The 20,768-nt window shown below is 60.9% G+C and carries 32 protein-coding genes; 17 read left to right on the top strand and 15 right to left on the bottom strand.

Going from position 1 to position 20,768, the window contains the following annotated elements; translation table 11 throughout:
* Positions 1 to 201: 201 nt before the first annotated feature.
* From AC13EK_RS11155 to AC13EK_RS11100, 12 genes are all read right to left on the bottom strand, one after another.
* Entirely contained in the window at positions 202 to 717 is a 516-nt protein-coding gene (locus AC13EK_RS11155) for an HNH endonuclease (RefSeq protein ID WP_081331722.1), read from the bottom strand.
* Positions 705 to 1,682, bottom strand: a complete 978-nt coding sequence (locus AC13EK_RS11150; protein WP_139150022.1) for a hypothetical protein — start codon at positions 1,680 to 1,682, stop codon at positions 705 to 707. The genes AC13EK_RS11155 and AC13EK_RS11150 overlap by 13 nt, the downstream gene beginning before the upstream one ends.
* A 14-nt stretch (positions 1,683 to 1,696) precedes the next feature.
* The gene (locus AC13EK_RS11145; protein WP_069337511.1) at positions 1,697 to 2,527 is read right to left on the bottom strand and encodes a hypothetical protein; all 831 of its coding nucleotides are present in this window, start codon (positions 2,525 to 2,527) and stop codon (positions 1,697 to 1,699) included.
* Positions 2,528 to 2,684: 157 nt separating this feature from the next.
* Entirely contained in the window at positions 2,685 to 2,810 is a 126-nt protein-coding gene (locus tag AC13EK_RS11140; protein ID WP_268801840.1) for a hypothetical protein, read from the bottom strand.
* Positions 2,807 to 3,052, bottom strand: coding sequence for a hypothetical protein (locus AC13EK_RS11135; RefSeq protein WP_069337512.1), 246 nt, complete (start codon positions 3,050 to 3,052; stop codon positions 2,807 to 2,809). The genes AC13EK_RS11140 and AC13EK_RS11135 overlap by 4 nt, the downstream gene beginning before the upstream one ends.
* Positions 3,052 to 3,354 carry a hypothetical protein gene (locus tag AC13EK_RS11130; protein ID WP_277788305.1) on the bottom strand — a complete coding sequence of 101 codons (303 nt, stop codon included), beginning with the start codon at positions 3,352 to 3,354 and terminating at the stop codon, positions 3,052 to 3,054. The genes AC13EK_RS11135 and AC13EK_RS11130 overlap by 1 nt, the downstream gene beginning before the upstream one ends.
* On the bottom strand, positions 3,351 to 3,725 hold the full coding sequence (locus AC13EK_RS11125; protein ID WP_069337514.1) for a hypothetical protein: 375 nt from the start codon (positions 3,723 to 3,725) through the stop codon (positions 3,351 to 3,353). The genes AC13EK_RS11130 and AC13EK_RS11125 overlap by 4 nt, the downstream gene beginning before the upstream one ends.
* Entirely contained in the window at positions 3,722 to 3,883 is a 162-nt protein-coding gene (locus tag AC13EK_RS11120; RefSeq protein WP_170828700.1) for a hypothetical protein, read from the bottom strand. The genes AC13EK_RS11125 and AC13EK_RS11120 overlap by 4 nt, the downstream gene beginning before the upstream one ends.
* Before the next feature lie 320 nt (positions 3,884 to 4,203).
* On the bottom strand, positions 4,204 to 4,386 hold the full coding sequence (locus AC13EK_RS11115) for a hypothetical protein (RefSeq protein ID WP_069337515.1): 183 nt from the start codon (positions 4,384 to 4,386) through the stop codon (positions 4,204 to 4,206).
* A 260-nt stretch (positions 4,387 to 4,646) separates the two neighbouring features.
* Positions 4,647 to 5,135, bottom strand: coding sequence for a GNAT family N-acetyltransferase (locus AC13EK_RS11110; protein ID WP_483022199.1), 489 nt, complete (start codon positions 5,133 to 5,135; stop codon positions 4,647 to 4,649).
* 39 nt (positions 5,136 to 5,174) lie between these two features.
* Positions 5,175 to 5,348 (bottom strand): hypothetical protein, encoded by a 174-nt coding sequence (locus tag AC13EK_RS11105; protein ID WP_483022198.1) that lies wholly within the window; start codon positions 5,346 to 5,348, stop codon positions 5,175 to 5,177.
* A 455-nt stretch (positions 5,349 to 5,803) separates the two neighbouring features.
* Entirely contained in the window at positions 5,804 to 6,220 is a 417-nt protein-coding gene (locus AC13EK_RS11100; RefSeq protein WP_170828638.1) for a helix-turn-helix transcriptional regulator, read from the bottom strand.
* A 97-nt stretch (positions 6,221 to 6,317) separates the two neighbouring features.
* Here AC13EK_RS11100 and AC13EK_RS11095 point away from each other — a divergent pair, with 97 nt between their 5' ends.
* From AC13EK_RS11095 to AC13EK_RS11040, 12 genes are all read left to right on the top strand, one after another.
* Positions 6,318 to 6,551 (top strand): hypothetical protein, encoded by a 234-nt coding sequence (locus AC13EK_RS11095; RefSeq protein WP_069336017.1) that lies wholly within the window; start codon positions 6,318 to 6,320, stop codon positions 6,549 to 6,551.
* Positions 6,551 to 7,360 (top strand): RNA-dependent RNA polymerase family protein, encoded by an 810-nt coding sequence (locus AC13EK_RS11090; RefSeq protein ID WP_069336018.1) that lies wholly within the window; start codon positions 6,551 to 6,553, stop codon positions 7,358 to 7,360. The genes AC13EK_RS11095 and AC13EK_RS11090 overlap by 1 nt, the downstream gene beginning before the upstream one ends.
* Before the next feature lie 6 nt (positions 7,361 to 7,366).
* Positions 7,367 to 7,639 carry a hypothetical protein gene (locus AC13EK_RS11085; RefSeq protein ID WP_069336019.1) on the top strand — a complete coding sequence of 91 codons (273 nt, stop codon included), beginning with the start codon at positions 7,367 to 7,369 and terminating at the stop codon, positions 7,637 to 7,639.
* Positions 7,636 to 8,112, top strand: coding sequence for a hypothetical protein (locus AC13EK_RS11080; RefSeq protein ID WP_069336020.1), 477 nt, complete (start codon positions 7,636 to 7,638; stop codon positions 8,110 to 8,112). The genes AC13EK_RS11085 and AC13EK_RS11080 overlap by 4 nt, the downstream gene beginning before the upstream one ends.
* Positions 8,109 to 8,345, top strand: a complete 237-nt coding sequence (locus tag AC13EK_RS11075; protein WP_069336021.1) for a hypothetical protein — start codon at positions 8,109 to 8,111, stop codon at positions 8,343 to 8,345. Before AC13EK_RS11080 ends, AC13EK_RS11075 begins: the two co-directional genes overlap by 4 nt.
* A complete protein-coding gene (locus AC13EK_RS11070; protein WP_017499700.1) occupies positions 8,342 to 8,509 on the top strand; it encodes a hypothetical protein in 168 nt (55 codons plus the stop codon). The genes AC13EK_RS11075 and AC13EK_RS11070 overlap by 4 nt, the downstream gene beginning before the upstream one ends.
* Positions 8,510 to 8,511: 2 nt before the next feature.
* Complete coding sequence (locus AC13EK_RS11065; RefSeq protein WP_026108864.1) at positions 8,512 to 8,754, top strand: DUF2312 domain-containing protein; 243 nt, start codon at positions 8,512 to 8,514, stop codon at positions 8,752 to 8,754.
* Between the two features lie 61 nt (positions 8,755 to 8,815).
* On the top strand, positions 8,816 to 9,160 hold the full coding sequence (locus tag AC13EK_RS11060; protein WP_069336022.1) for a hypothetical protein: 345 nt from the start codon (positions 8,816 to 8,818) through the stop codon (positions 9,158 to 9,160).
* Entirely contained in the window at positions 9,157 to 9,951 is a 795-nt protein-coding gene (locus AC13EK_RS11055; RefSeq protein WP_139149937.1) for a hypothetical protein, read from the top strand. The genes AC13EK_RS11060 and AC13EK_RS11055 overlap by 4 nt, the downstream gene beginning before the upstream one ends.
* Positions 9,917 to 10,585 carry a hypothetical protein gene (locus AC13EK_RS11050; protein ID WP_277788303.1) on the top strand — a complete coding sequence of 223 codons (669 nt, stop codon included), beginning with the start codon at positions 9,917 to 9,919 and terminating at the stop codon, positions 10,583 to 10,585. The genes AC13EK_RS11055 and AC13EK_RS11050 overlap by 35 nt, the downstream gene beginning before the upstream one ends.
* Positions 10,582 to 10,800 carry a hypothetical protein gene (locus tag AC13EK_RS11045; protein ID WP_069336025.1) on the top strand — a complete coding sequence of 73 codons (219 nt, stop codon included), beginning with the start codon at positions 10,582 to 10,584 and terminating at the stop codon, positions 10,798 to 10,800. The genes AC13EK_RS11050 and AC13EK_RS11045 overlap by 4 nt, the downstream gene beginning before the upstream one ends.
* Positions 10,801 to 10,823: 23 nt before the next feature.
* Complete coding sequence (locus AC13EK_RS11040) at positions 10,824 to 11,102, top strand: hypothetical protein (protein WP_069336026.1); 279 nt, start codon at positions 10,824 to 10,826, stop codon at positions 11,100 to 11,102.
* Positions 11,103 to 11,262: 160 nt separating this feature from the next.
* Here AC13EK_RS11040 and AC13EK_RS11035 read toward each other — a convergent pair whose 3' ends face one another.
* From AC13EK_RS11035 to AC13EK_RS11025, 3 genes are all read right to left on the bottom strand, one after another.
* Positions 11,263 to 11,583: an addiction module antidote protein gene (locus AC13EK_RS11035; RefSeq protein WP_069336027.1), complete on the bottom strand. Its 321-nt coding sequence runs from the start codon at positions 11,581 to 11,583 to the stop codon at positions 11,263 to 11,265.
* Between the two features lie 32 nt (positions 11,584 to 11,615).
* On the bottom strand, positions 11,616 to 11,906 hold the full coding sequence (locus AC13EK_RS11030; RefSeq protein WP_069336028.1) for a type II toxin-antitoxin system RelE/ParE family toxin: 291 nt from the start codon (positions 11,904 to 11,906) through the stop codon (positions 11,616 to 11,618).
* Between the two features lie 339 nt (positions 11,907 to 12,245).
* A complete protein-coding gene (locus tag AC13EK_RS11025; protein ID WP_038292404.1) occupies positions 12,246 to 12,602 on the bottom strand; it encodes a hypothetical protein in 357 nt (118 codons plus the stop codon).
* 57 nt (positions 12,603 to 12,659) lie between these two features.
* Between AC13EK_RS11025 and AC13EK_RS11020 the strand changes: the two genes are divergently transcribed.
* From AC13EK_RS11020 to AC13EK_RS11000, 5 genes are read left to right on the top strand one after another with little or no spacing between them, the layout of a single operon-like run.
* Entirely contained in the window at positions 12,660 to 15,947 is a 3,288-nt protein-coding gene (locus AC13EK_RS11020; RefSeq protein ID WP_069336030.1) for a tape measure protein, read from the top strand.
* A gap of 41 nt (positions 15,948 to 15,988) precedes the next feature.
* The gene (locus AC13EK_RS11015; protein WP_069336031.1) at positions 15,989 to 16,585 is read left to right on the top strand and encodes a hypothetical protein; all 597 of its coding nucleotides are present in this window, start codon (positions 15,989 to 15,991) and stop codon (positions 16,583 to 16,585) included.
* Positions 16,585 to 17,229 (top strand): hypothetical protein, encoded by a 645-nt coding sequence (locus tag AC13EK_RS11010; protein ID WP_069336032.1) that lies wholly within the window; start codon positions 16,585 to 16,587, stop codon positions 17,227 to 17,229. The genes AC13EK_RS11015 and AC13EK_RS11010 overlap by 1 nt, the downstream gene beginning before the upstream one ends.
* The gene (locus tag AC13EK_RS11005; protein WP_069336033.1) at positions 17,226 to 17,648 is read left to right on the top strand and encodes a DUF6950 family protein; all 423 of its coding nucleotides are present in this window, start codon (positions 17,226 to 17,228) and stop codon (positions 17,646 to 17,648) included. Before AC13EK_RS11010 ends, AC13EK_RS11005 begins: the two co-directional genes overlap by 4 nt.
* A complete protein-coding gene (locus AC13EK_RS11000) occupies positions 17,648 to 20,650 on the top strand; it encodes a phage tail protein (RefSeq protein WP_069336034.1) in 3,003 nt (1,000 codons plus the stop codon). The genes AC13EK_RS11005 and AC13EK_RS11000 overlap by 1 nt, the downstream gene beginning before the upstream one ends.
* Positions 20,651 to 20,768: the final 118 nt, after the last annotated feature.

Below are 20,768 nucleotides of genomic sequence, written 5' to 3'. Positions count from 1 at the left end.
CGTGTGACGTGTGGTAACTCCACCTTACCGATGAGCCCGGTGGCCACCGAGTTCGAAATCGCATGGGGTTGGGCATGCCCAACCCCATGCGATCACCTCAATCTACACCGGAAATTACACCACGAGCGCGGACGCTAACTTATCTTCTGCTCGCTCATCGATAACTCTGGCCGGGCTTGTTGGGCACCGGCCATCTCCTTGTTAACTGTTTGCGTTGCGGCGTAGTTTCCAGACGGTTGTCGGGCTGACACCGAATTCTGCAGCCACCTTCGCCATCGATCCTGTCGATGCTCGGATTTGGCTGCGCTGAAGCTCTGTCAGGATATTCTGAACCTGTGGCGCCCGGCCTTTCGAGACACAGTCATCCCAATTCTCTTTGGCGGTGCCAGGGCGCAGATGGTTGGGATTGCAGCACAGGCGATTGTCGCAACTGTGCATGATCATCAATCCGGCTGGGATAGGCCCCTTTGTCAGTTCATACGCGCGTCGATGGCAGCGAATATCCCTGCCATTCAATGTTGTGCGGCCATATCCATTATGCGTCCGAGGACCGGTCCATTCCCAGCATTCGTCGGGTGCGGCCGTCTTCACTTTTGGCCAGAATGAACAAGGGAATGGAGTTCCGATCTTGCCCCGATTGGCGCAACTGACGGAACAGAACTTCCGACGGCGGAAGCGACCTGCGGATTGGAAAGCCTTATCCCTCAGGCCGAACATCCGACCGCAGACAGGGCAATCCTTTGTGAATCCGTCATAGGCTTCAATATATGGCCTGCCGGTCGGTTGGACCGGACACCGGCCTTCACGTCTTCCGCAGCGAGGGTTTCGAGGAACGCGATGACGCGCTGGGGCTGGGCCTTGGCATAATGGGAAAGCGCCTTGCCGCCCTCGCCTTCGATGCGCTCGGCGCGCCAGATCGAGCGCAGGCCGATCGCCCGATAGCCTTCGGTCTTCACCTGCGCCTTTTCCTTCTCCACCTGGCGCAAGTCGCGCGCCGCCATATCGGCAGCGGCAAGCAAGTCTTCCGCCGCGTCGATCTGGTCCAGATCATCAGAGCCGGCCGCAGCCTGATGCGCCGCGCGCGCCTGCTCGGCAGCCTTGTCGGCCGCCTCCTTGGCAATCCGCTCACGCTCCGCGCGTTCGTCGTCCAGCTTCTTGAGCCATGCGCCGATCTGGTTTTTCAGCGCCTGCTCTGCCTTGCTGACAGTGCCAGGGGTCTTATTCTTGAGCGGAGCGATGTAGGCGTTGTAGCGGTCCTGGATTTCCTTCACCGCTTCATCGAGCGGCAGCTTCTCGGCAACGCGCGCCTGCTCGGCGAGCTTGCCGGCGTCCTGCAGGTCGCGCAGCAGCTTGCCGACATCATCGGCCTGCTTCTGTTCGGTGATGGTAATCCCGGTGATGCCGCGCACCTGCTCCAGCAGATCGTCCAGATGAAGCTTCACGGCCGACCACTGAGGCGCTGCGGCAACTACCGGCGTCTCATCGGGCGGATTGTTGCCACCGATCACCGCGCGCGGGTTCGGCTGCTCGCCGGATTCCAGATTGGCGATATGGTCCGCCAGTGCGTTGATTTCGTCGGTGCGTTCCGGCGCTTCACGGCGCAGCTTGTTGAGAGCGTTGTTGGCATAGGTGAAGGGCATGGTCGTGATATCGACCGCCCCCTTGCTCGACTGATACATCATCGTCTGTGTTCCTCTCAGTAAGGGACGCAATCGTCGCCAATTTCGGAAAACTCGCCGTCGCTCGGCCCCTGCGCCGCGCGCTGCTTCTGGGCGCTGGCGATGATGCCGGTCAGCGCCTTCATCGCGTCGCCGAACTTGTTGGCCGGAAGGTCGCGAGACTTGCTGATGCCGGCGCCTTCGCGCAGGAACTTGACCGGATCGACCCCGGCCTCCCGCATCTTGTCGTCCAGCATCAATTCCTGTTCGGGCGTGATCAGTTGGACGCCGCCCTGCCCCTGCGCCGCGCGCTGCTTGGCTGGCTCCTGTTTGCGATGCTGATGCGGCGGGGCATCCGAATAATCGGCCTCCTGCGCGTTATCGAAACCGCCCAGCGGGACTTCTTCAGCCGGCGTGGTGGACAGCCCGGCGTTCATCATCACGACGACATGCGCGAAGGCCGACCGGCAGGCTCGACTGATGGCGCGGGTCTGGGCCATCGCCCGGATGGCATAGTCCGCGCGCTTCGGCAGCACCTTGCGCTTGCCATAAGATATGCTCTCGCCCCCGAACCACGTCGGTTCATCCTCGCCAACAAACCCCTCAGCCTCAGCGATCACAGCGCCATCGGACATGCGGCGGACTTCGCCGATCGCACGAACGCCGCCTTCGATCCGCTCGACATCACGCGCGGACGCTGTGCAGCCGTGCGCAATGGCGATCGCCTGCCAGCCTTCGACGCAGACATATTTGCGCCCCTGGATGTTGGTCGCGGTGTTGACCACGATCTCCCGGCACAGACTGGCGGCATCGGTGGAGGCGCGATAGGCATCCACATTGGACTGCTGAATGGGGACAAGCGCGTTCACAGCGTTTCCTTCCGTTCGAAAAAGGGATCAGGATCGGCCCGGCCAGCTTCGTGAGCGGCGATGAGCCATGCGATAGGGATGGAAGCCCGGCAGGGGCGAAACGCGGAGCGGTTCGACGGCGAAGCCGCGACAGCCCGACCCGAAGGGATCGCCCGGCTCATACGGCCACCAGCCAAGCCATCATGAACACCACAGCCCCCGCCCCGATCAGCTCGGCATAGGGAGGGTGGAGGCCGATACGGGCGTCGCGGTTGGTCAGGGCGGCGCGGATTTTGCGGATCATGCGGTTTCGCCTTTCGCCCGCTCGGCCAGCATGGCGTCGGCAAGTTGATACGAGAACTGCGCGACCACTGCGGACGGACGCTCACCATCCTTGATGAGCCAATCTCCGCTGTTGGCTTCGCGAAGAAGCTCTGTGGAAAACCGCGCTGCGAAATAGTCGCGCAGGGTCATGCCGCAACGGTCGACGGTGTAAGCGCTGAAATCGTTCTGCGGGAACGCGCTCGGGTTTTCAGGCTGGCTCATCAGAAGCCTCCCATCAACTGGTCACGGCGGCTCTGCGCGCGCCATTCTTCCGCCTCAGCATCTTCCTCAGCCCAATCAGCCAAGCATTCAGCAATCAGTTCGTCGGTCGCCTCGTAATCGTCGGGAAGCGGACAGCCCTCGATCACCTTGATCTCGTCAATTTCGATGGTCGCGGGTTCAGGCGGGTCGATATGGTCGCCGCGAAAGCCCTTGTGGCCAGTGTAGCGGACACCAACATAGGCTTCGCATTCACCGCCCTTGCTGTCGTGCCACATGATGCTGGTTTTCAGATATCCCATCACTCAGCCCTCACAATCCTGATGGCCATCGCCACGGAAACCACGTCCCGGCGCAGCGCATCGTTGAACTCCTCGACCGCATCCCATTCGGCTTCGGTCATTTCGCTGGTGCCGCTCACGCTGTGGTCGCAGATGGCTTCCTCGCGGATATCCTCGATCTGCTGGTGCAGCCGGTTGGCGGCCTTCTCGATATGCGGCCAGGCGGCGTCGAAGGTGCGCGGATCGCAGCCGGACAGCTCGTTCGCGTCCATGTCGAACAGCGCGATCATGGCGCGGATGACGGGCTTGGCCGTGACCAGCCAGTTGCCCGCCTTCTCGGCAGCGGCTTCAAGGGCGGTGTGCGACGTTGCGTCGATGAGGGTGGCGCTGGTCATGCCCGGCGCCCCTTCATCTGGGACTGCATGGCAGCCTCGATCGCGCCGGCAGCCTTCGCAGCCCCCTTCGCGTTCAGGTCGTTGAGCATGTGGCGATACGAGGCGGGATCAGTGGGTTCGCCCCGTTCCGCTGCCTTCGTGATGATTTCGTGGCGCATTGGCCGGAACTCCATCTCGCGGTTTCCCGCTGGTGCCGGGTCTGCGCTTTCGGCTCACCGGCTTGATGGAGGTGTTATGTACCCATGTTAGGTACGTGTCAATATAAATGCACCCGCACAAGGTACTTTTTAATCTGGCACGCGCGAATCACCAAATTCGTTAGGCGCCGGAATTGGTTTCGCATCGGAAGAGGTATGCCCACAAAAAAGCCCCGCAGCGGACGGGCGCGCGGGGCTAGTCGGGGAGGATGGCGAGCAGGGGTATGCCGCCGTCAGCCGCTAAAGCAGGGTTGTGTTACGACGATGTGGCAGACCGACGCCTAAGCCATCTCAAGATCGTTGCCCTGTTCAGCATCCGCCTCCATTGAGCGAACGTGATTGAGATAGTTGGCCGCCAGAGCGAGATGAACCCTTTTGGCTGATGGATCGCTGGTCATGTTGGCTTTTCGGATCTCAGTCCTGGCGCGACGCTCATAATAGGCTTTGTCCGAAATTCTGCGCATTTTGCTCCTCCTTGAGTTGAACAAAAGCGACCTCGTTGAGAGACCGCTATCCCAGGCGGCGATCCTTGGGACGCTCCGAATTTACCAAAGAGCGGCTCGATTCTTCAAGAGGGAGGCGGCACGAAAAACCCCGCCGCGAGCTGGTCGGGCGGGGCTAGTCGAAGGTCAGCAAGCAACGGGGGGGGGCTCGCTGGAAGGTATTACACGCGAACGGGGGGATCGTTCCATGGGGGGCCGCAACGAACTGGTCGGGCGGGGTTCTATGATTGCGGGAAAACCTCGATCGCAGACTGAAGAGGTAGGAACATCCTGTCGCCATTGTCATATTCTCGGAAACCGAGTGACAGATAGAAAGGCTTCACGTCCTCTGAGATCGGCACCAATACCAAGTGAGGCAAGCCAATTTGCGACCCCACCTCTGCGAATATTTTGATCGCCCTGCCGACCATGAGCTTGCCAATACCCTGCCCTTGAAGCTGTCGATGGACCCCCAGCCAAACAAGCGGCAAGCAAGGAAATCGGTCAGCTCCACCAAATGGATGATAAGAGCCTTTCAGTTTTTTTATTTCTTCGGTCACGCATGCCAGCGAGAAAAATGCAGCAGGCGCAACGGCGCCCTCCAAGTGACCATATGTCACACGGTGAACCCCACCAGTATGCTGCTTCCATGCTTCTCTGGCGAAATATCGATCGATAGATGTAGCGCCGCATTTAAACTGCGATTGGCTAGCCGCTTTATTCAGCGCCATATAACCAATTGACGGCACCGCCCCCTGGTGCGTCAATAGTTACTCCGATTTTTGATTTTCCTTGTAGAGGAGAGCGACCTCCTTCAAAGCGGGCGTAGCACCGCCGCTCATCTTGTGGGCTTTCTTGCCCACTTTGAATGCGGCAGCGGTAGCACGGTCCGAGCATGCAGCGCCACGGCCAAAAAGACCGAACGGCTTGCGCAAAGCTACCATGTTTTCCTCCAACTGCTGCTCGCCGACTATGGCGGCGATGGGTTAAAAAGGCGTTTCAACCTTCGCTTGAAATAGTGCAATTCGCACTAAATTGACAGAGGGCCGATTATCATTTACGTACCTGAACAGGCGGTACGTAAATGACGCAACCAGCCGCCCTTCACTCATTTTCCGAATCAACGATCCCACTCAGGGAACGTTCCTGCCGCCCACTCAGGCGACGGAAGTAACTTCCGCTCGGAAATGATTTCCAGATAACGTTATCCCCTGCGGACTTATCCCCATCCAAATCCCGATAGGAAACACCCTGCCCAGCTTTTCCTATTTCCTACACGCCTCGCGTTCCGGTAGAGAACAAAAAGAGAACAGATGAGTCGAGGCGTTGGCGATGGCGATCACACTGAGAGAACCGGCATGCGAGGTTGGATGCTCCACCTGCCTATTCTCCTGTGCCGTCATGCCTGAGCGCTTGGCTTGGTGGGATCAGGAGATTGAGCGGCTCCTGCGGGAACGCTCATTTGATCCTCAGAACCGCGAATTAGCCGATCGACTTGGAAACGCGCTAATTGCCCGCGAAGGCCTTGAGCGACGGTATCAATCCACACCGATGTCGGCGCGCCTGGAGGCACCTCAAGGGCAAGCCCGGCGACGATCTCATGCATCTCTTCTTCATTAGGAAGCGGGGCGGCCTCGAAAATCTCGTGCGGCTGCACCTTCAAATGGGGCGCCAATCGACGCACCCAATCCGGCGTTAGCGGCAGTTCGCCGCGCTCCAACTTCACAATTGTGGAGCGACCGGAGCCTGCCAATTCACCCAGCCCCTCTTGGGACAGACCCGCCATTTTCCGGGCGTCTTTGATGCTCAAAACCATGAGCCTAGCATCGGTACAAGAGCAAATCGGCTCAAGAACCTGCGAAGGGTACATTATCGCTTGAAAATCGTACCTGAGTTGGGTACATATATCAGGCATGAGCAAGACCCCTCTTCGCCGCTACCTTGAGGATAGCGACCAATCGGCTGAGGCCTTCGCCGCCCGTCACCATTTCAGCCCCTGGACAATCCGCCATTATGCACGCGGCGACAAGATGCCGTCGTTCAAAGCGCAGTCTGCGATCAGCGCTGCGACTGACGGAGCGGTGACGCCGAACGATTGGATGGAGTGGTCTTCCCGCCCCACCAAGCCCGCGAGCGCGGCGGCGTAATGGCGCGCAAGCTCCAACATCAGCCGGCCCTTCCGCTGGATTGGGGCAAAGGTCGCAACCTGCTGTGGGTCGATGGCGTGAACAGCGCAGTCATGGCCAAGCTCATGCTGCGGGAAATGCCAGACGCAGAAGTTCTTCACTGCGATCTTGGAGATAGCGTTCACCCGGATAGCCGCCGCTTCATTGACGATCTTGAGCAGTGGTACGGCAAGCCGGTCATTCGGCTGCGCAGCAAGCGATTTTCCACGATCGATGATGTCTTTGAGGACCGCCAATATCTGTCCGGCATGCACGGCGCGCCGTGCACTGGTGAAATGAAATTCGTTCCGCGTCTTGATTACCAGCTTCCCAGTGACACCCATTTCTGGGGCTACACCGCCGACAAGCTCGATGCTGCTCGCTTCGACGGAATGCTCGCTGACTATCCGCTGTTGAAGCAACGCAGTCCGCTGATTGAAATGGGGATGACGAAGAAGCAGACCCACGCCTTTTTGCGCGATCACGGCATCCGTCGTCCCTATGTCTATGACATCGGTATGCCGAACGGCAATTGCCTCGGCTGCGTCAAGTCGAGCAGCCCGAACTATTGGGCGTTGATCCGCCAGCACTTCCCCGAGGTCTTTGCGCGCAGGAACGAGCAGGCCCGTCGCTTTGGCGCCCGGCCCGTGATTCTTCGCCGCGAGAAAGGCGAAGACGGCAAGCTGCGCAATGTGCGTGGGTTTCTGGACGAGATCCCCGCTGACCAGTCGACAAAGGTTCGCGGCGCCGATTTCGGCGGGTGCGGCTTCCACTGCGCATCGGAGGCCTGACAGCACATGCCTCACCGCCTCACCGATCGTTTTCCAGGCATCACCCTGATCAAGCGGACCGGCAACACCCGCGTCTGGCGCCAGCGTCCCATCGCCCACCTGTTCGCGAACCATCGCACGGTGGCCGAGGTCGATGCCGGCCAGTTGGTGAGCGGTCGCAACGCTATTTCCAATCCTGTCGGGTCGCAACCGCAGGACGGCGCCGAGTTGGGTGTCCCCCTCTCTGCTCAGCTCGGCGCTAATTTCCAGACCAATCTTCATGAGGATGCTTCTGCATGATGCACCGCAACACCACAGTGGAAGAAACTGGCGTCGTATCTCGCAATTGCGTCATCGACACCATGCGCACCCTTCTTCGCAATGCGGTAGTCGTGCGCCGCCGCTTCACCGTCGAGCAGCTTGCCGAACTGTCTGGCGTCAAGGTCCGCGCGATCCGCAGCTACATGGTGATGGACGATGGCGAGGTGCGCGAGCCTTCGCTTTCCAGCGCGCTGAGCATCGCGACCGTGCTGGGCACCGAAGCGGTCAACGCGATCCTGGCGAACATCGGCTATGCAGCCCGCCCACTGGACGAAGCGGAAGACGCCTGCCCGATGGTGATGACCGCGGCCGCCATGCAGCATCTGTCGGTGATCGCCACCGCTGCCGCCGATGGCCGGATCGATCATGTCGAGCGCCCGGCCGTGCGTGAGGCTGCTGACATGCTGATCGCCACGGTGCTGCCGGTTTCCAGCCATGGGGATGCAGCATGACCGGCCCCCAGGAAGCCGCGCTGGCTGAGGCTGTGCGGAAGGCGGCGGATGCGACCCGCAACGTCGGCCGCGTGATCCTCCAGCCCCCGCACGTCTATGACGATATCCGCGCCGATCGCGATGCGCAGGTCCGCGCGCTCAAGGGCGAGGGTCTTAGCCCCATCGCCATCGCTCGCAAGATCGGTTGTTCCCCGCCCACCGTGCGGGAAGCGATACGGAGGTTGGCGCTGTGAACTGGCGCCGTATTTTCGCGCGCCGCGCTGCGCCGAACCCCGCCCGTGAGCTGGCCCTTATTGGTCACCACCAGCACCGCGAAGCCGTCAAGGCCCGTGCCCGCCTGATGCGCGAGCAGCTTTGCCTGCCGCCCCTGCCCATTCTCAACCCGGAAGGAAAATGACCATGTCCGAAGGAAACGTTGCCGCCGACCAGCTCCGCCTCCTGATCGAGCGCATCGAGCGCTTGGAGGAGGAAAAGAAGGGCATCGGGGACGACATCAAGGATGTCTATCTGGAGGCCAAGGCGACCGGTTACGACCCGAAGATCATGCGCGAGATCATCAAGCTGCGGAAAATGCAGCCCCACGATCGCCAGGAAATGGAGCACATCCTCCAGACCTATCTGGCGGCGCTCGGCATGGAGTGACCCACTGGCATCACCGGACCCCGGAGCAATCCGGGGCGAGGATGAAACCAGTGGACGCGATATGAAATTCGACCTGCCCTTCCCCGCATCCTCTCTCGCTGGCCACGCCAAGGGCAACGGCCAGTGGAAGAAGATCGCCGACACCAAGAAGCACCGGGAGTGGGCGCGCAACGCCGCGCTTGCTGTTCGCACCGCTATGCCGGCCACGGGCGATATAACCGTGCGCGTCCGGTTCGTGCCCGCCAACCGGCGCGGCGACCGGGTGAACTATCCCAACCGGATGAAGCCCTATTTCGACGGCATCGCTGATGCGCTGGGCGTGAATGATAGCCGGTTTGTGCCGGCCTATGAGTTCGCCGCGCCCGAAGCGCCGGGGCGGGTTGAGGTGGAGGTTCTGCCTCAGTGAGCGGCTATTTCCTCATGCATCGTGGTTGGCAGGACAACCCGATCTTCGACCGGGAGGAGTTCTCCCGGCGCGATGCATGGGCATGGCTGATCGAGCATGCGGCATGGAAGCCATCACGCGCTCGCATCAAGGGCGAAATGATCGATCTCGACCGGGGCGAACTGTGTTTTGCCCAGCGCTTCCTGGCCGAGAAATGGGGCTGGTCGAAGAGCCGTGTCGACCGCTTTCTCAAGCTGTTGGTCGCCGAAGGCATGATCGAGACGCGAACCAAAATCGGGGCAACGTCGGACCACGCAGCGGGGCAAGGCCAAAGCATCATAAGTATCTGTAATTACGAGCGTTACCAAGCGCCGGAAGGAATCGAGCGGGGCAACGTCGAACCGCAAAACGGGGCAACGTCGGGGCAACAGCGGACCAAAGAAGAAGAAGGGAAAGAATATACTTCGGTATCTAAAGATACCTCAGTGGTGATGTCGCGCGCCCAACCGGCAAAGGGGCATCGCATTCCTGCCAACTGGCACCCTTCCACCCTTCCCCCGACCGTCGCCCAGCTGACAGCCCAATGGCCACCTGGCCGGGAGGAGCGGGAGCTTGATGGCTTCCGGGATTACTGGGCCACTCGCACTCGCGACGCCGCCCGAAGCGACTGGGACAAGGTTTGGCACAACCGCATCCGCGATCAGCACGACAGGATCATGAGGGAAAATCGAAATGGGTCAGGAACTTCAAGTCGCGGGTCAGTTTCCGAAGCTCTCCATGCCGCGCGCGATCGCGTCGGCCATTTCGGATAACCAGTTCAGCCTGAGCGAATGGGATGTGCCCACCGGCCTGTCCCGCTTGAGCGACGAAGACCGTCAGCGCGTTCCCGGCTTGGCCGAGCAGGCCGAAGCCACGCTGGCGCCCGTGAACGGCCAGTGGCTCAAGGATCGGCTGTCGACCATGTATCTGGCCATGTCGAATGATCGCGACGCTGATCGCGCCACGGCTTGGCTTCACGAAACGATCCGCCTGTTGGCCGACCTGCCGCAGGACATCGTGGGACAGGCCATCGATGAGGCGGTGAAGAAATCCGAACGCGGCTTCCTGCCGAGCGTCGGGGCCATCCGGTCTTTCGCCGACCCGATGGTTGAAGAACGCCGGCAGAAGGTCCGCCGCCTACGCAAGATGGCTGAAGCCATCCTGTCCGCCGCTAATGGAGCGCCGCGCATCGAGCGTGAGCCATTCGTCGCGTGCAGCCCTGATGACGCAGCCTCGATCATGAAGGAATTTGGGATCGGACGGATCGCTGCCGAGAAGGTCCGCACGATCGACCCGACCAAGCTGCGCGGCCCAAAATCGATCACCGTCGAGGATTATGTGGCGCTCGGTCTGACCCGAGAGGCCGCTGAAGCCGCCATCGCAGGATTCCAGGGGAAGAGCGCATGAACGAAGAATTGACCAAAGCCTATATCGACCTGCTGACCAGCATGTTCACGCTGCACCGGGTCATCAAGGCCGATCCGGCTCACGCCGCGAAGGTCGAGTTGCAGAACCATCACGCTCGCATGATCGGGCAGGCGATCGCGGACCATGGCGGCCCGCAGGCTATCCAGTTTCGGTATTCACGATCTATGATGAGCTGTCCGGCGGCATCGGAGTAGATCCGACGACCGGTGAGGTTTCAGTGCTGCCCGGCGCGACCGTGTTCTGGGGCGATATTCAGAACATCCTTGAGCAAGCGCTGGTCGCTGGCAACTCTGGCGAGAAGGGCGGCGATCGGTTCGAGGTCGGCGCGCAACTGGCCGCCCGCCTTGTCGGCGAAGCGATGCAGCCCGGCAAGATCGCCTCATGCGTCGGCACAGCTTGGGCCGTCCTGCATGCCGCCATCAAAGGCATCGACCTAAAAAAAAAGCCGGACAATCTGACCGAGGAAAATCACAGCCCCTCCGGCGTGGACAGGTAATCGCAAACTGCGGTCAGCTTGGGCTGGACTATCGCTCCGTCAGCATCGGCGAGTATTTCGAGGCGCTGGAAGCACATAACGATGCCGCCGGTGCCGATAGCGGCAAGGCCGGCGGCGACCCTGACAAGCTGGCGGCTGTTATGGCTGCGCGGATGGGTGGTTAGGCGTGCGCCAACTCGCGCTCGGAACTCACGTCATTCGCTGCGGCTGCGTGCAGATCGATGCCCAGGGCGCGTGTCACTTTCACGATCGTATCAAGAGATGGGTTCCCACCTTCGCTCAGTGCGGCATAGAGGGCTTGGCGGCTAAGCCCGGTTTCATTCGCAAGATTTGTCATGCCCTTCGCGCGGGCAATCACACCGAGGGCGTTTGCGATATATCCGGCGTTGCCACTCTGAAACGCATCATCGATAAGGCGAGCTTGCGCCTCCGGGGTATCGAAATGCTTAGAAGCGTCGAAGCGCTTGATTTTGATTGCCATGTCGTTTCCTCACCAACGAAAAGGCGATGCTATTAAAGGTCAGCAACCATACCTTTTGCCTTCTTGATGTCCTTCTTTTGTGATTTCTTCTCACCACCGCAGAGCAGGATAATCAAAACTCGGCCTTGAATTGTGAAATAAACCCGATAGCCCGGCCCCATATGGAGCCGCATTTCAGTCACCTTATCGCCGACTCGCTCCACATCGCCGAATAAGCCCGACTGGGCGCGCAAAATACGAGTCGATATCGCTTCACGAACGTCCGATTCCTGGGCATCAAGCCAGTCATCAAACTCTTCTGTAGTAGCGACCTCGTAATCCATTTGTCGCTTTTAAACGACAGGTCAAAAGCTGTCAATTATAAACGACAGCGGTTATACAGGGCGGCCTTCGGGCCGCCTTATTTCAATCCGGGCTATAAATCGTTCGCCAATGCAATGCGCATTGGTCGGGGTGGGGGCATGATGGCAAAGGCCCAGATGGCGCCAACGATAGAGGAACCGGGTTCGCCGCCAACGCAGTGCAAGCACTGCACGGGCCAGCAGCCATGTTGTTGGCATAGACCTGGATCATAGTATCATTGCCCATGACCGACCTGACACGAGAAACCCTATCGGCCAGGATCGGGAAGCTTCGCCTAGACAGAAGGCGGCTAAGCCAGCTCATTTGAATACTGCTGCCGCTATCTGCGTATAGGTCTTTGCATCAGTCGTGCCCATGAACTTCCGGCCATCTTTGAACTTGGCGACGAATGTCACCTCTTTCTTCCGGCCGCCCAACAATAGGCCCGCCAGCAGTCCAACAGGACCAAGGATGACAGCGCCCGCCGCGCCCCACCCAACCGTGCCACCAATGCGCTTCACCGATTCTTCAGTCGCTAATTCGACTTCAGTCAACGCTGATTTATGAATCCCTTCGGGCATGAACTTACCCGCCTTTGGCAAGCTAAACGAGTCAAACGAGAAGCCGCCAACTTTGTTCTCACCCCAGTCACCGGCATGTATCTTGATCGAAGCCAACTGCTCATCCCCCCAACGACGGTAATCCCACGAGTCTCCCGGCCATAGCATGATCGCATGGCTGAAATCGATCCTGTCATCCTGCAACTCAAAGCGCAGGACGCCGAATATAAGTCGTCTCTCAAAGATGTGATCCGGCTCAACGATCAGGTTTCAGGCGCAATCCTAGTCGCCGCCAACAAAATTGACGCGGCAGCAGACCGCATGATCGCAGCTTTCCAGCAGATGGCAACATCCGACAAGGCTGCTGCGACTGCCATCGCACAAGCGGAAGCGGCAAAGCAAGCGGCGGTCGATAAGGCCACCGCCGCAATCGAAGCCGCTGCCACTGCCCAGGCTAATTCAGAGAAGGAAGCCGCCGCCGCGATTGAAGCGGCAAGCCGCCAAGTCGAGATGGCCAAGGAGCAGGTTGCCGCCGCCGCAACGGAGGCCGCCCGCGAAGAGGCTCGCGCCGTTCAAGAGGCAGCAATCGCGGAGGAGAAAGCCGCCAAGGAACAGCGGCAGGCAGCAGCGGATGCAGCCAAGGCCGCCAAGGATGCAGCAAAGGCGGCTGAGAAAGCCGCGAACGATGAGAAGCGGGCGCATGAGAAGGCCGCTGACGCCGCTCAAAAGGCGGCGCGGGATAAGGAGATTGCGGCGAAGCGGGCGGCCGACGCTATCCAAGCGAACGCAGACCGCGTGCAATCCGGCATCCGCAACATCGCCCTGTCGATCGGCGCCTATGTCACGGTGAACCAGCTTTCCGAAATGTCGGACAGCTTCACCCGCCTGCAAAACAACCTCCGCATCGCTGGCCTTGAGGGTGAGGCGATGAAAGCGGTGCAGGACCGCCTATTCGCATCAGCGCAGAAATATGGCGTCGAGATTGAGGGCCTGTCGAACCTCTATGGACAACTGACCCAAGCAAGCAAGGAATTGGGGGCGTCTCAATCAGACATCTTCGGACTGACGGATGCAGTATCGGCTTCGCTCAAAATCACCGGCATATCGTCCCAAGAGGCAAGCGGCGCGCTATTGCAGTTGACGCAGGCGCTACGCGGCGGGAAGATTCAGGCAGAAGAATATAACAGTCTTCTCGACGGCCTTTACCCTCTGCTGGAGGCCGCCGCCAACGGCTCGACGCGCTTTGGTGGTTCGGTTTCCAAGCTGACCGCGCTGGTGAAGGACGGCAAGGTCAGCAGTCAGGAGTTCTTGCAGGCCATCCTCGCTGGCGCGGACGGGCTGGAAGGCAAAGCCGCCAATGCCACGCTGACACTTTCAGCGGGGTACACCACGCTCAACAATGCGCTGACGGTCTACTTTGGTGAAGCCGACAAGGCGAACGGCGTTTCTACTGCCCTTGGTGAGACGTTCGGCACAATCGCGCAGAATCTGGACACCCTCATTCCGGCAATTGCTGCGATTTCCATTGGCCTTGGGGTCAACTATGTCGGCGCCATGGCGGCGGCCCGGATTGCCACGATTCAGACGCAGGTTGCTACAGTCGGCCTCCGCGCCGCTCTAATCGGGTTGGTGGGCAACCCTGTCATCCTTGCGGTGGGCGCTCTTGCTGCTGGCGTCGCCTATCTCGCCCTAACAAATGGTAACGCGTCAAAATCGACCAATGCGCTGACCGATCAGCAGCAAGCCTTGAACCAAGTTCTGGCGGCCGATCGCACCGACCGCATTGCCGGATCGACCGGAAAGCTGACGAACGCGCGCGCCCAGCTAACCAAAGAGACAATCGCGCTCGCCAAGGCAGAGGCGTATCTCCGCGCCCAACAAGCGGAGAAAGCGCTTAACCTTGCCAAGCGCGGCGTGCGTGAGGAGCAGGATGTCACATACGAGGCCATCCCCGGTAGCCGCCAACGCCGCCCAGTTATCACCACCCGCGAAGTTGCGCTGTCCGATCGAAGGGCGCGAGGCGGCGACGGCTCAACCGAACAATCGCGCGCACTTGATGCAGCATCAAAAGAATTTATCGCAGCAGGTAAGGCCGTCAACGCCGTGCGCGCTGCCGAAAAGGAGGTGGCCAATGCGCCTGTCACCACCCCTGCCGCAACAGTTGCCGATGGCCCCGATAAGAAAAAATCACGCTCCGGCCCCACTGCCGAAGAGATCACCACCCGCTATAATGACGATCTTTCCCGGCTGAAAGCAGAGCAGCTACAAGCGGAATTGCAGGTCACCACCGACGCTCAAAAGCGCGCCGATCTCCAAACCGAGCTTCTCGATATCGAGTACAAGCAGCGTCTGGCCGACATCAACGCGAGCAAGGAATATAGCGAAGAACGCAAGGCTGCCCTCCGAAAGGAGCTTAACGCCCTTTTCGGAATGGACGAGAAGGGAAGCACCGTCGCCGGCCCAGCTAATGTCTACAGCGCGGTGTTCAAAGACCTTTCGGACCAGCAGAAGCAGATGGCGCAAGACGCCCTCGCTAGCGAACGTGAGGCGCTAGAGGCTGAAGCTGACCTCATAACCAACCGAAAAGATCGCCTCGCTGCCGAGCAAGCAATTCTCGGTATCGTAGAGCAGGAGGAGCGCCAGCGGCTTGAACTTCAGATCGCTAACGGGCAGATTCTCGATGCAGCAAAGGCGCGTGCGGAACTTGAGCGCCGGCTGGCTGCGCGTCGAGAAGGTTTGGACCGCCAATACGAATCCCCCTTGGAGCAACGCCGCCGAGAGGTCCGGCAAACCGCCGCCAATATGGGCGACGCTATCGAGCAGATCGACATCGACGCCGTGGATCGGTTGGCGGATGGCCTGGCCAACGCCAGCACGGAATATATCAAGCTGGGCGGGATCGCAGGTGATGTCATCAACGGCATCATCCAGGATCTTGTGCGGCTTGCCGCCAAACAGGCCTTGTTTGGCAGCAATGGTGGCGCGGGCATAATCGGGTCAATCGGCTCCTTCCTTGGATTGGGTGGAAGTAGCAGCGTCGGCGGTATTAGCGCCGAGGCGCAAAGCTGGCTCGACAATTACACGCCCAAAGGCTTCGCAACCGGTGGTTATACCGGCGACGGCCCTCGCAATGAGGTCGCGGGCGTCGTTCACCGCGGCGAATATGTGATCCCGGCAAATGCCGTCGACCGGATTGGCATCCAGAATCTTGCCGCGCTGACTTCGGGCGACACTTCCGCTGCGCGCGCGATGACGGGCGTGACCGCGGCGGGCATGGGCGCGAGGCCGGTGCAGCAGACCGTGGTGGTGAAGGTCGAGGCTAACGACTATTTCGACGCTCGGGTTGACCAACGAGCGACGCAAGTGGCTGCCCCAATCGGAGTTGCGGCCAGCGCGCAGGCTCGCAATGCGGCGGGCAGTGATGCAACCCGAGCGGCTCGACGGCGCATCCCCGGCCGCTGACGACGGTAAACCGATAGGCGGCACTGTTCCATCTTCGGCCCATGCCGATCGCCCTGCCCACCTGCCCATATCCTAACGATTATCAGGTGCTGCTACGGTCGTGGAGCACAGTGCTCACGCCATTCCTCGGCGGCCCTGAGCAGATCATCAATCGACTGGGAACGCGCTTCGGTCTTCGCCTCACCATGCCGGCCATGGAGGCAGGTGAGGGCATGATTTACCTCTCCCGCCTGCTGCAAGGCAAAACCCAGACGGTCATATTGCCGTGGCCGCTTCTGGACTTCGACCCAGGAACGCCGGGCGCGCCATTGGTGAGTGCCACTGTCACCAGCGGATCGACCATTCCCATCAAGGGGCTGACGCCTGGCTACACCGTTAAGGAAGGGCAATTCTTCAGCCTGATTCATGCGGGCAAGCGCTACATTTACATGTTCACGGCAGATGGGGTTGCCAACGCTTCCGGGGCATTGTCCGCGTCCATCTTCCCGATGCTGCGCACTCAGCTTTCGATCAATGATGTGTTGGAGCTTGCTCACCCCATGATCGAGGGGAATGTCCTGCCGGGCGAAGAGCTGAACTGGCAGATCGGCCTCGATAACGCGCGCGAAATCAGCTATTCGATCATGGAAGCCGCCTGATGGATGCCGCGCTGAAAAATGCGCTGGCTCAGCCTGCCCCGCTGCTCTTTGGCGCCCTCAAAATCGAGTTGCCCAGCTACACCCTTCGCCTGCTCGACGGGTCCGCTTCCCTACAAATCGGCACCGAGATTTACGCTGGAATAGACGCGTCTTTCGGGACGATCGCCAGCATATCCGAACTGTCCGAGGAGATGGGTGATAGCGCGCCAGAAGTGACCGTCACCCTGATGCCGCCGGACGTGAGTGCGACGGCCGTCCTGTCTCATCCCAACATGCAGGGCAGTGTCGCAACCATCATGGTCGGCGCGGTCGACGCTGCGACCGGCGCGGTGATCGGCACGCCCGAAATCCTGTTCCTGGGCGAGATCGACGTGCCGACGATCGGCATCGATGAAAGCGGCGCGCGCACGGTCGAGTTCACAATCGTCAGCGTCTTCGAGCGGCTGTTTGAGACCGAAGAAGGGCAACGCGCTTCCAACGGCTGGCACCAGTCCATCTGGCCCGGCGAACTGGGCCTCGAATTCATGACCGGCACCGATGTCAATCTTTACTGGGGCGTCAAGCCTCCAAAGGGCAGCAGCGTGAAATCTGGTTTCTCGGCGGCCGTGGCTGCCACCCTCAACACGAAGACCCAGAACGTATGACCCCGCTCGAAATCCGCCACACCGCGATCGAGGCAACCATGGCCCGGTTCCGCGGGCGTCCCTTTGCCTGGGGCAAGGTCGACTGCGCCAAGGTCGCTGCCTTCCACCTCAAGAAGATGGGGTTCAAGATCTCGATCAGCAAGGCCGGCAGCTATTCCAGCGCGATCGGTGCTCAGCGCGCGATCGTGCGCATGGGCTATGACACGATCCCTGACCTGCTGGATGGCCTTGGTCTGACGCGCATCCCCTATTCCCGCCTGCTGCTGGGTGATCTTGTCGTTGCCGATGGTCATGACGGGATCGCGGCGATCGGTATCTATGCCAGCAATGGCCATGTGCTCGGCTTCCACGAGGATCATCTTGACCAGGGTCTGGTCGCGGTCGACCTCACGCCCGACTTCGCCTGGAGCGTGCTCTAATGTCGGGCTTCATGCGCAAGGCGGCGCTGGTTGTCGGCGCGGTCGCACTGGTCGCGGCCACCGCCGGCGCGGCTGCGCCACTGCTTGCGCCTGGCATGGCCGGTGCGGCAGGCATCGCTGGCGTTGCATCCGCTGCCACCCTCACCGCGATCGGCACCTATGGCGGCCTCGCCGCCGGCATTCTAACGGCCATCTCCACTGCGACCGCACCGGGCATGTCGTCGCAGGGCAGCCAAACCAGCTTCACGACGAACCCGCAGTCGGGCCTGCCATATGCGATGGGCCGAACCCGTATGTCGGGCCTGCGCATATATGCCAACACCAACACGCGGCCGGGCTATACCAAGTTCAACGATTTGCTGTGGTTTGGCGCGCTACTCAGCATTGGCGGGGCGATCGGCGGCATCGAGAAGTTTACCGCCGACAATGAGATCGTCACGTTCGATAGCAGCGGCAACGCCATCGGCGACTATCATGATTATCAGGGGCAAAAGATCCATCTGGGCGGCCAACAGACCAGCGCCCTAGCCTTGTCCCTGGTCGGCGGCTCCGCGCCTGGCTGGACCACCTCGCACAAGCTGTCCGGCATCACGCATGCCATGTGGTGCCTGCGCTACAACAAGCAGGGCGAGATGTACGGCGCCGGCGCGCCGGAACCTGCGTGGATCGGCAACTGGGTCAAGGTCTATGATCCTCGCCTCGACAGCACCTATCCCGGCGGCTCGGGTTCCTGCCGCGCGCTGGTGGAGTCGACCTATGTCTGGTCCGACAATCCGGGCTTGCATGCGCTGACCTGGGCGCTTGGGCGTTGGCAGAACGGCAAGCGGACCTGCGGCATCGGCGCGCCGGTTGCGAATATCCGCGTCGCCGAATTCGTCGAATGCGCCAATGTCTGCGAGGCCAATGGCTGGAAGGTCGGCGGCGTCGAATGGACGACGGACAGCAAGTGGGACACGCTCAAGCGGATCCTGCAGGCTGGCGGCGCGATTCCGACCCAGACCGGCGCCATGGTCGGCTGCCTCGTCTCGACGCCCCGCACGGCGATCGCCACGATCGAGAGCCGGCACCTGCTCGACAGCCTGTCGATCGCCGCGACCAAGAGCCGGCGCGACCGGTTCAACAGCGTCATCCCGCGCTATGTCGATGAGGCTAGCGACTGGTCGGTCATTTCCGGTACCGCGATCACGGTCAGCGACTATGTGACCGCCGACAAGGGCCAGCGCACCAAGGAAATCGACTATCCGCTGGTGCAGGTGTTCTCGGGGCAGGTGGCGAAGCAGCCGGGCCAGCTCGCGGCCTATGATATCGTCAACAGCCGCGAGGCTGGCCCCATCAACTTCACGACCGGCCCGGAATGGATCGGGCTGAAGACGGGCGATGTCATCCTGCTCAACGTGCCGGAAGAGGGCCTGGTCAATCAGCCGGTGCTCATCACGCGCCGCGCCCCGGACCCGTCGACCGGCAAGGTGTCGTTTTCGGCCCAGACCGAGACCTATGCCAAGCACGCCTATGCACTTGGCCAGAGCACCACGCCGCCGGCGCCCTTCAGCCTGACCGCGCCGGATCTCAAGCCGCCAGCCCCTGCCGCGGCGAACTGGGCGGCGGCCGGTACGGTGACCGGTGAAGGCCTGCCCGCGATCGTCTTGACCGGCAATAGCGAGATGCCATCGGCGGACGCGGTGTTGATCGACTATAAGCTGCCAGCAGATGCGACCTGGACCCGCTCCGCGATCCTGTCGGCGAACGAGCCGGTCCAGCATGTCATCGCACCACTGCAAAGCGAGACGGCATATCAGGTCCGCGTGGGCTATCGCGTCGAACAGATCGATGGCGATTTCACCATCCTTGCGGCGGTGACGACGGGCGTCGGCATCATCTCCGACATTTCCGGTACCATCGGCCAGCAGCAGGACCAGCTGGCGCAATTGGAGCAGGATACGGCCGCTGCTCAGGCCAATATCGCCGCCGCCCAGACGCAGATCGCGGCGATTGAAAGCAGCGTCTCGGCTGACTTCTCACAGGTCAACGCCGCGCTCTCCACGCTGAATGGCGAGGTTGATACTGCGCAGAGCAACATCGCTTCGCTTCAGTCCTCGACCTCGTCGCTGAATACGGCCGTCACGACGTTGCAGGGGGAGGCTTCCACCGCCCAGGCCAATATCTCTTCGCTGCAATCTCAGGCCGCCGGCATCATCAGCGATGTCGATGGCCTAGAAGCCCAGATCGTAGCGCAGGGTGGGCAGATCAGCACGCTCCAGACCACTCTGTCGAGCCAGGGCGCGCAAATCAGCACTTTGCAGACGACCGTCAGCAATGCGGTTGGCGACGTGGCGACCCTGAAAACGCAGATCAATGCCGGCGGTGGAAATCTGCTGGTCAACACTGATTTCGGCCTGGACACGTCTGGATGGATCTTCACCACGTCTGGCGGCAACGGCTCTGTGGGGCTGCGCAACGCTCCCGACGCGCAGTGGTACCCTCCGAATGAGAACACAATCGTCATCCAGCAGAACAACACCACCTCGACGGGCTATGCCGATTGGACGCAGACGATCGAGGTGGCGGCCAGCAAATGGTATGACGTGTCGGTCTATGCCGCCTCTCACCGCTGCCAAATCCAAATCTATCTTATGTGGCTGGACAGCGCTGGGGCAGCTATTGGGTCAGCGCCGAGCGTTGGGCCTTTCGGGGACGCAGGCGGCGGCAACACCCTTGCCAGTTTCCCTGTCCGCTCATTCAAGGTCCAGGCACCGACCGGCGCAGTCCGCGCCCGGCTCAACCTGCGCAAGTTCGGCACCAATTCCGGCACTACCGACAGCTGGGCGTGGTTCCTGCGACCGCAAGTGGCCGAGGTTCTGGCAGACACTGCTACGCCGGTAGCCTACTCGCCCGGCTCGGCCCGTTCGACCATCTCGGTGCAGGCAACCGCGCTGTCTTCGCTGACCACGACCGTGTCCACGCTGAGCACCACCGTGTCGATGTTGATTTCCACTGAGAAGTGACCCGGGTTTTCCATCGAGAAGTGACCCGTCTGCGGATTATGTTTCGGGTGTCATGGGTGGGTCAACCCGTGGTTTTCTCCTTTGGGTTCTGGCCTGCTTGGCAGAGCTGTTTTTGAAG

The sequence above is a fragment of the Sphingobium sp. L-44 genome (genome assembly GCF_056859495.1).
This window is presented reverse-complemented; position numbering and strand designations above follow the sequence as displayed.

Coding starts and splice junctions, on each gene's coding strand:
- AC13EK_RS11155 (WP_081331722.1), bottom strand. CDS start 717: ATGTTCGGCCTGAGGGATAAGGCTTTCCAATCCGCAGGTCGCTTCCGC.
- AC13EK_RS11150 (WP_139150022.1), bottom strand. CDS start 1,682: ATGATGTATCAGTCGAGCAAGGGGGCGGTCGATATCACGACCATGCCC.
- AC13EK_RS11140 (WP_268801840.1), bottom strand. CDS start 2,810: ATGATCCGCAAAATCCGCGCCGCCCTGACCAACCGCGACGCCCGTATC.
- AC13EK_RS11135 (WP_069337512.1), bottom strand. CDS start 3,052: ATGAGCCAGCCTGAAAACCCGAGCGCGTTCCCGCAGAACGATTTCAGC.
- AC13EK_RS11125 (WP_069337514.1), bottom strand. CDS start 3,725: ATGACCAGCGCCACCCTCATCGACGCAACGTCGCACACCGCCCTTGAA.
- AC13EK_RS11120 (WP_170828700.1), bottom strand. CDS start 3,883: ATGCGCCACGAAATCATCACGAAGGCAGCGGAACGGGGCGAACCCACT.
- AC13EK_RS11115 (WP_069337515.1), bottom strand. CDS start 4,386: ATGCGCAGAATTTCGGACAAAGCCTATTATGAGCGTCGCGCCAGGACT.
- AC13EK_RS11110 (WP_483022199.1), bottom strand. CDS start 5,135: ATGGCGCTGAATAAAGCGGCTAGCCAATCGCAGTTTAAATGCGGCGCT.
- AC13EK_RS11105 (WP_483022198.1), bottom strand. CDS start 5,348: ATGGTAGCTTTGCGCAAGCCGTTCGGTCTTTTTGGCCGTGGCGCTGCA.
- AC13EK_RS11100 (WP_170828638.1), bottom strand. CDS start 6,220: ATGGTTTTGAGCATCAAAGACGCCCGGAAAATGGCGGGTCTGTCCCAA.
- AC13EK_RS11095 (WP_069336017.1), top strand. CDS start 6,318: ATGAGCAAGACCCCTCTTCGCCGCTACCTTGAGGATAGCGACCAATCG.
- AC13EK_RS11090 (WP_069336018.1), top strand. CDS start 6,551: ATGGCGCGCAAGCTCCAACATCAGCCGGCCCTTCCGCTGGATTGGGGC.
- AC13EK_RS11085 (WP_069336019.1), top strand. CDS start 7,367: ATGCCTCACCGCCTCACCGATCGTTTTCCAGGCATCACCCTGATCAAG.
- AC13EK_RS11080 (WP_069336020.1), top strand. CDS start 7,636: ATGATGCACCGCAACACCACAGTGGAAGAAACTGGCGTCGTATCTCGC.
- AC13EK_RS11075 (WP_069336021.1), top strand. CDS start 8,109: ATGACCGGCCCCCAGGAAGCCGCGCTGGCTGAGGCTGTGCGGAAGGCG.
- AC13EK_RS11065 (WP_026108864.1), top strand. CDS start 8,512: ATGTCCGAAGGAAACGTTGCCGCCGACCAGCTCCGCCTCCTGATCGAG.
- AC13EK_RS11060 (WP_069336022.1), top strand. CDS start 8,816: ATGAAATTCGACCTGCCCTTCCCCGCATCCTCTCTCGCTGGCCACGCC.
- AC13EK_RS11050 (WP_277788303.1), top strand. CDS start 9,917: ATGCCGCGCGCGATCGCGTCGGCCATTTCGGATAACCAGTTCAGCCTG.
- AC13EK_RS11045 (WP_069336025.1), top strand. CDS start 10,582: ATGAACGAAGAATTGACCAAAGCCTATATCGACCTGCTGACCAGCATG.
- AC13EK_RS11035 (WP_069336027.1), bottom strand. CDS start 11,583: ATGGCAATCAAAATCAAGCGCTTCGACGCTTCTAAGCATTTCGATACC.
- AC13EK_RS11030 (WP_069336028.1), bottom strand. CDS start 11,906: ATGGATTACGAGGTCGCTACTACAGAAGAGTTTGATGACTGGCTTGAT.
- AC13EK_RS11020 (WP_069336030.1), top strand. CDS start 12,660: ATGGCTGAAATCGATCCTGTCATCCTGCAACTCAAAGCGCAGGACGCC.
- AC13EK_RS11015 (WP_069336031.1), top strand. CDS start 15,989: ATGCCGATCGCCCTGCCCACCTGCCCATATCCTAACGATTATCAGGTG.
- AC13EK_RS11010 (WP_069336032.1), top strand. CDS start 16,585: ATGGATGCCGCGCTGAAAAATGCGCTGGCTCAGCCTGCCCCGCTGCTC.
- AC13EK_RS11005 (WP_069336033.1), top strand. CDS start 17,226: ATGACCCCGCTCGAAATCCGCCACACCGCGATCGAGGCAACCATGGCC.
- AC13EK_RS11000 (WP_069336034.1), top strand. CDS start 17,648: ATGTCGGGCTTCATGCGCAAGGCGGCGCTGGTTGTCGGCGCGGTCGCA.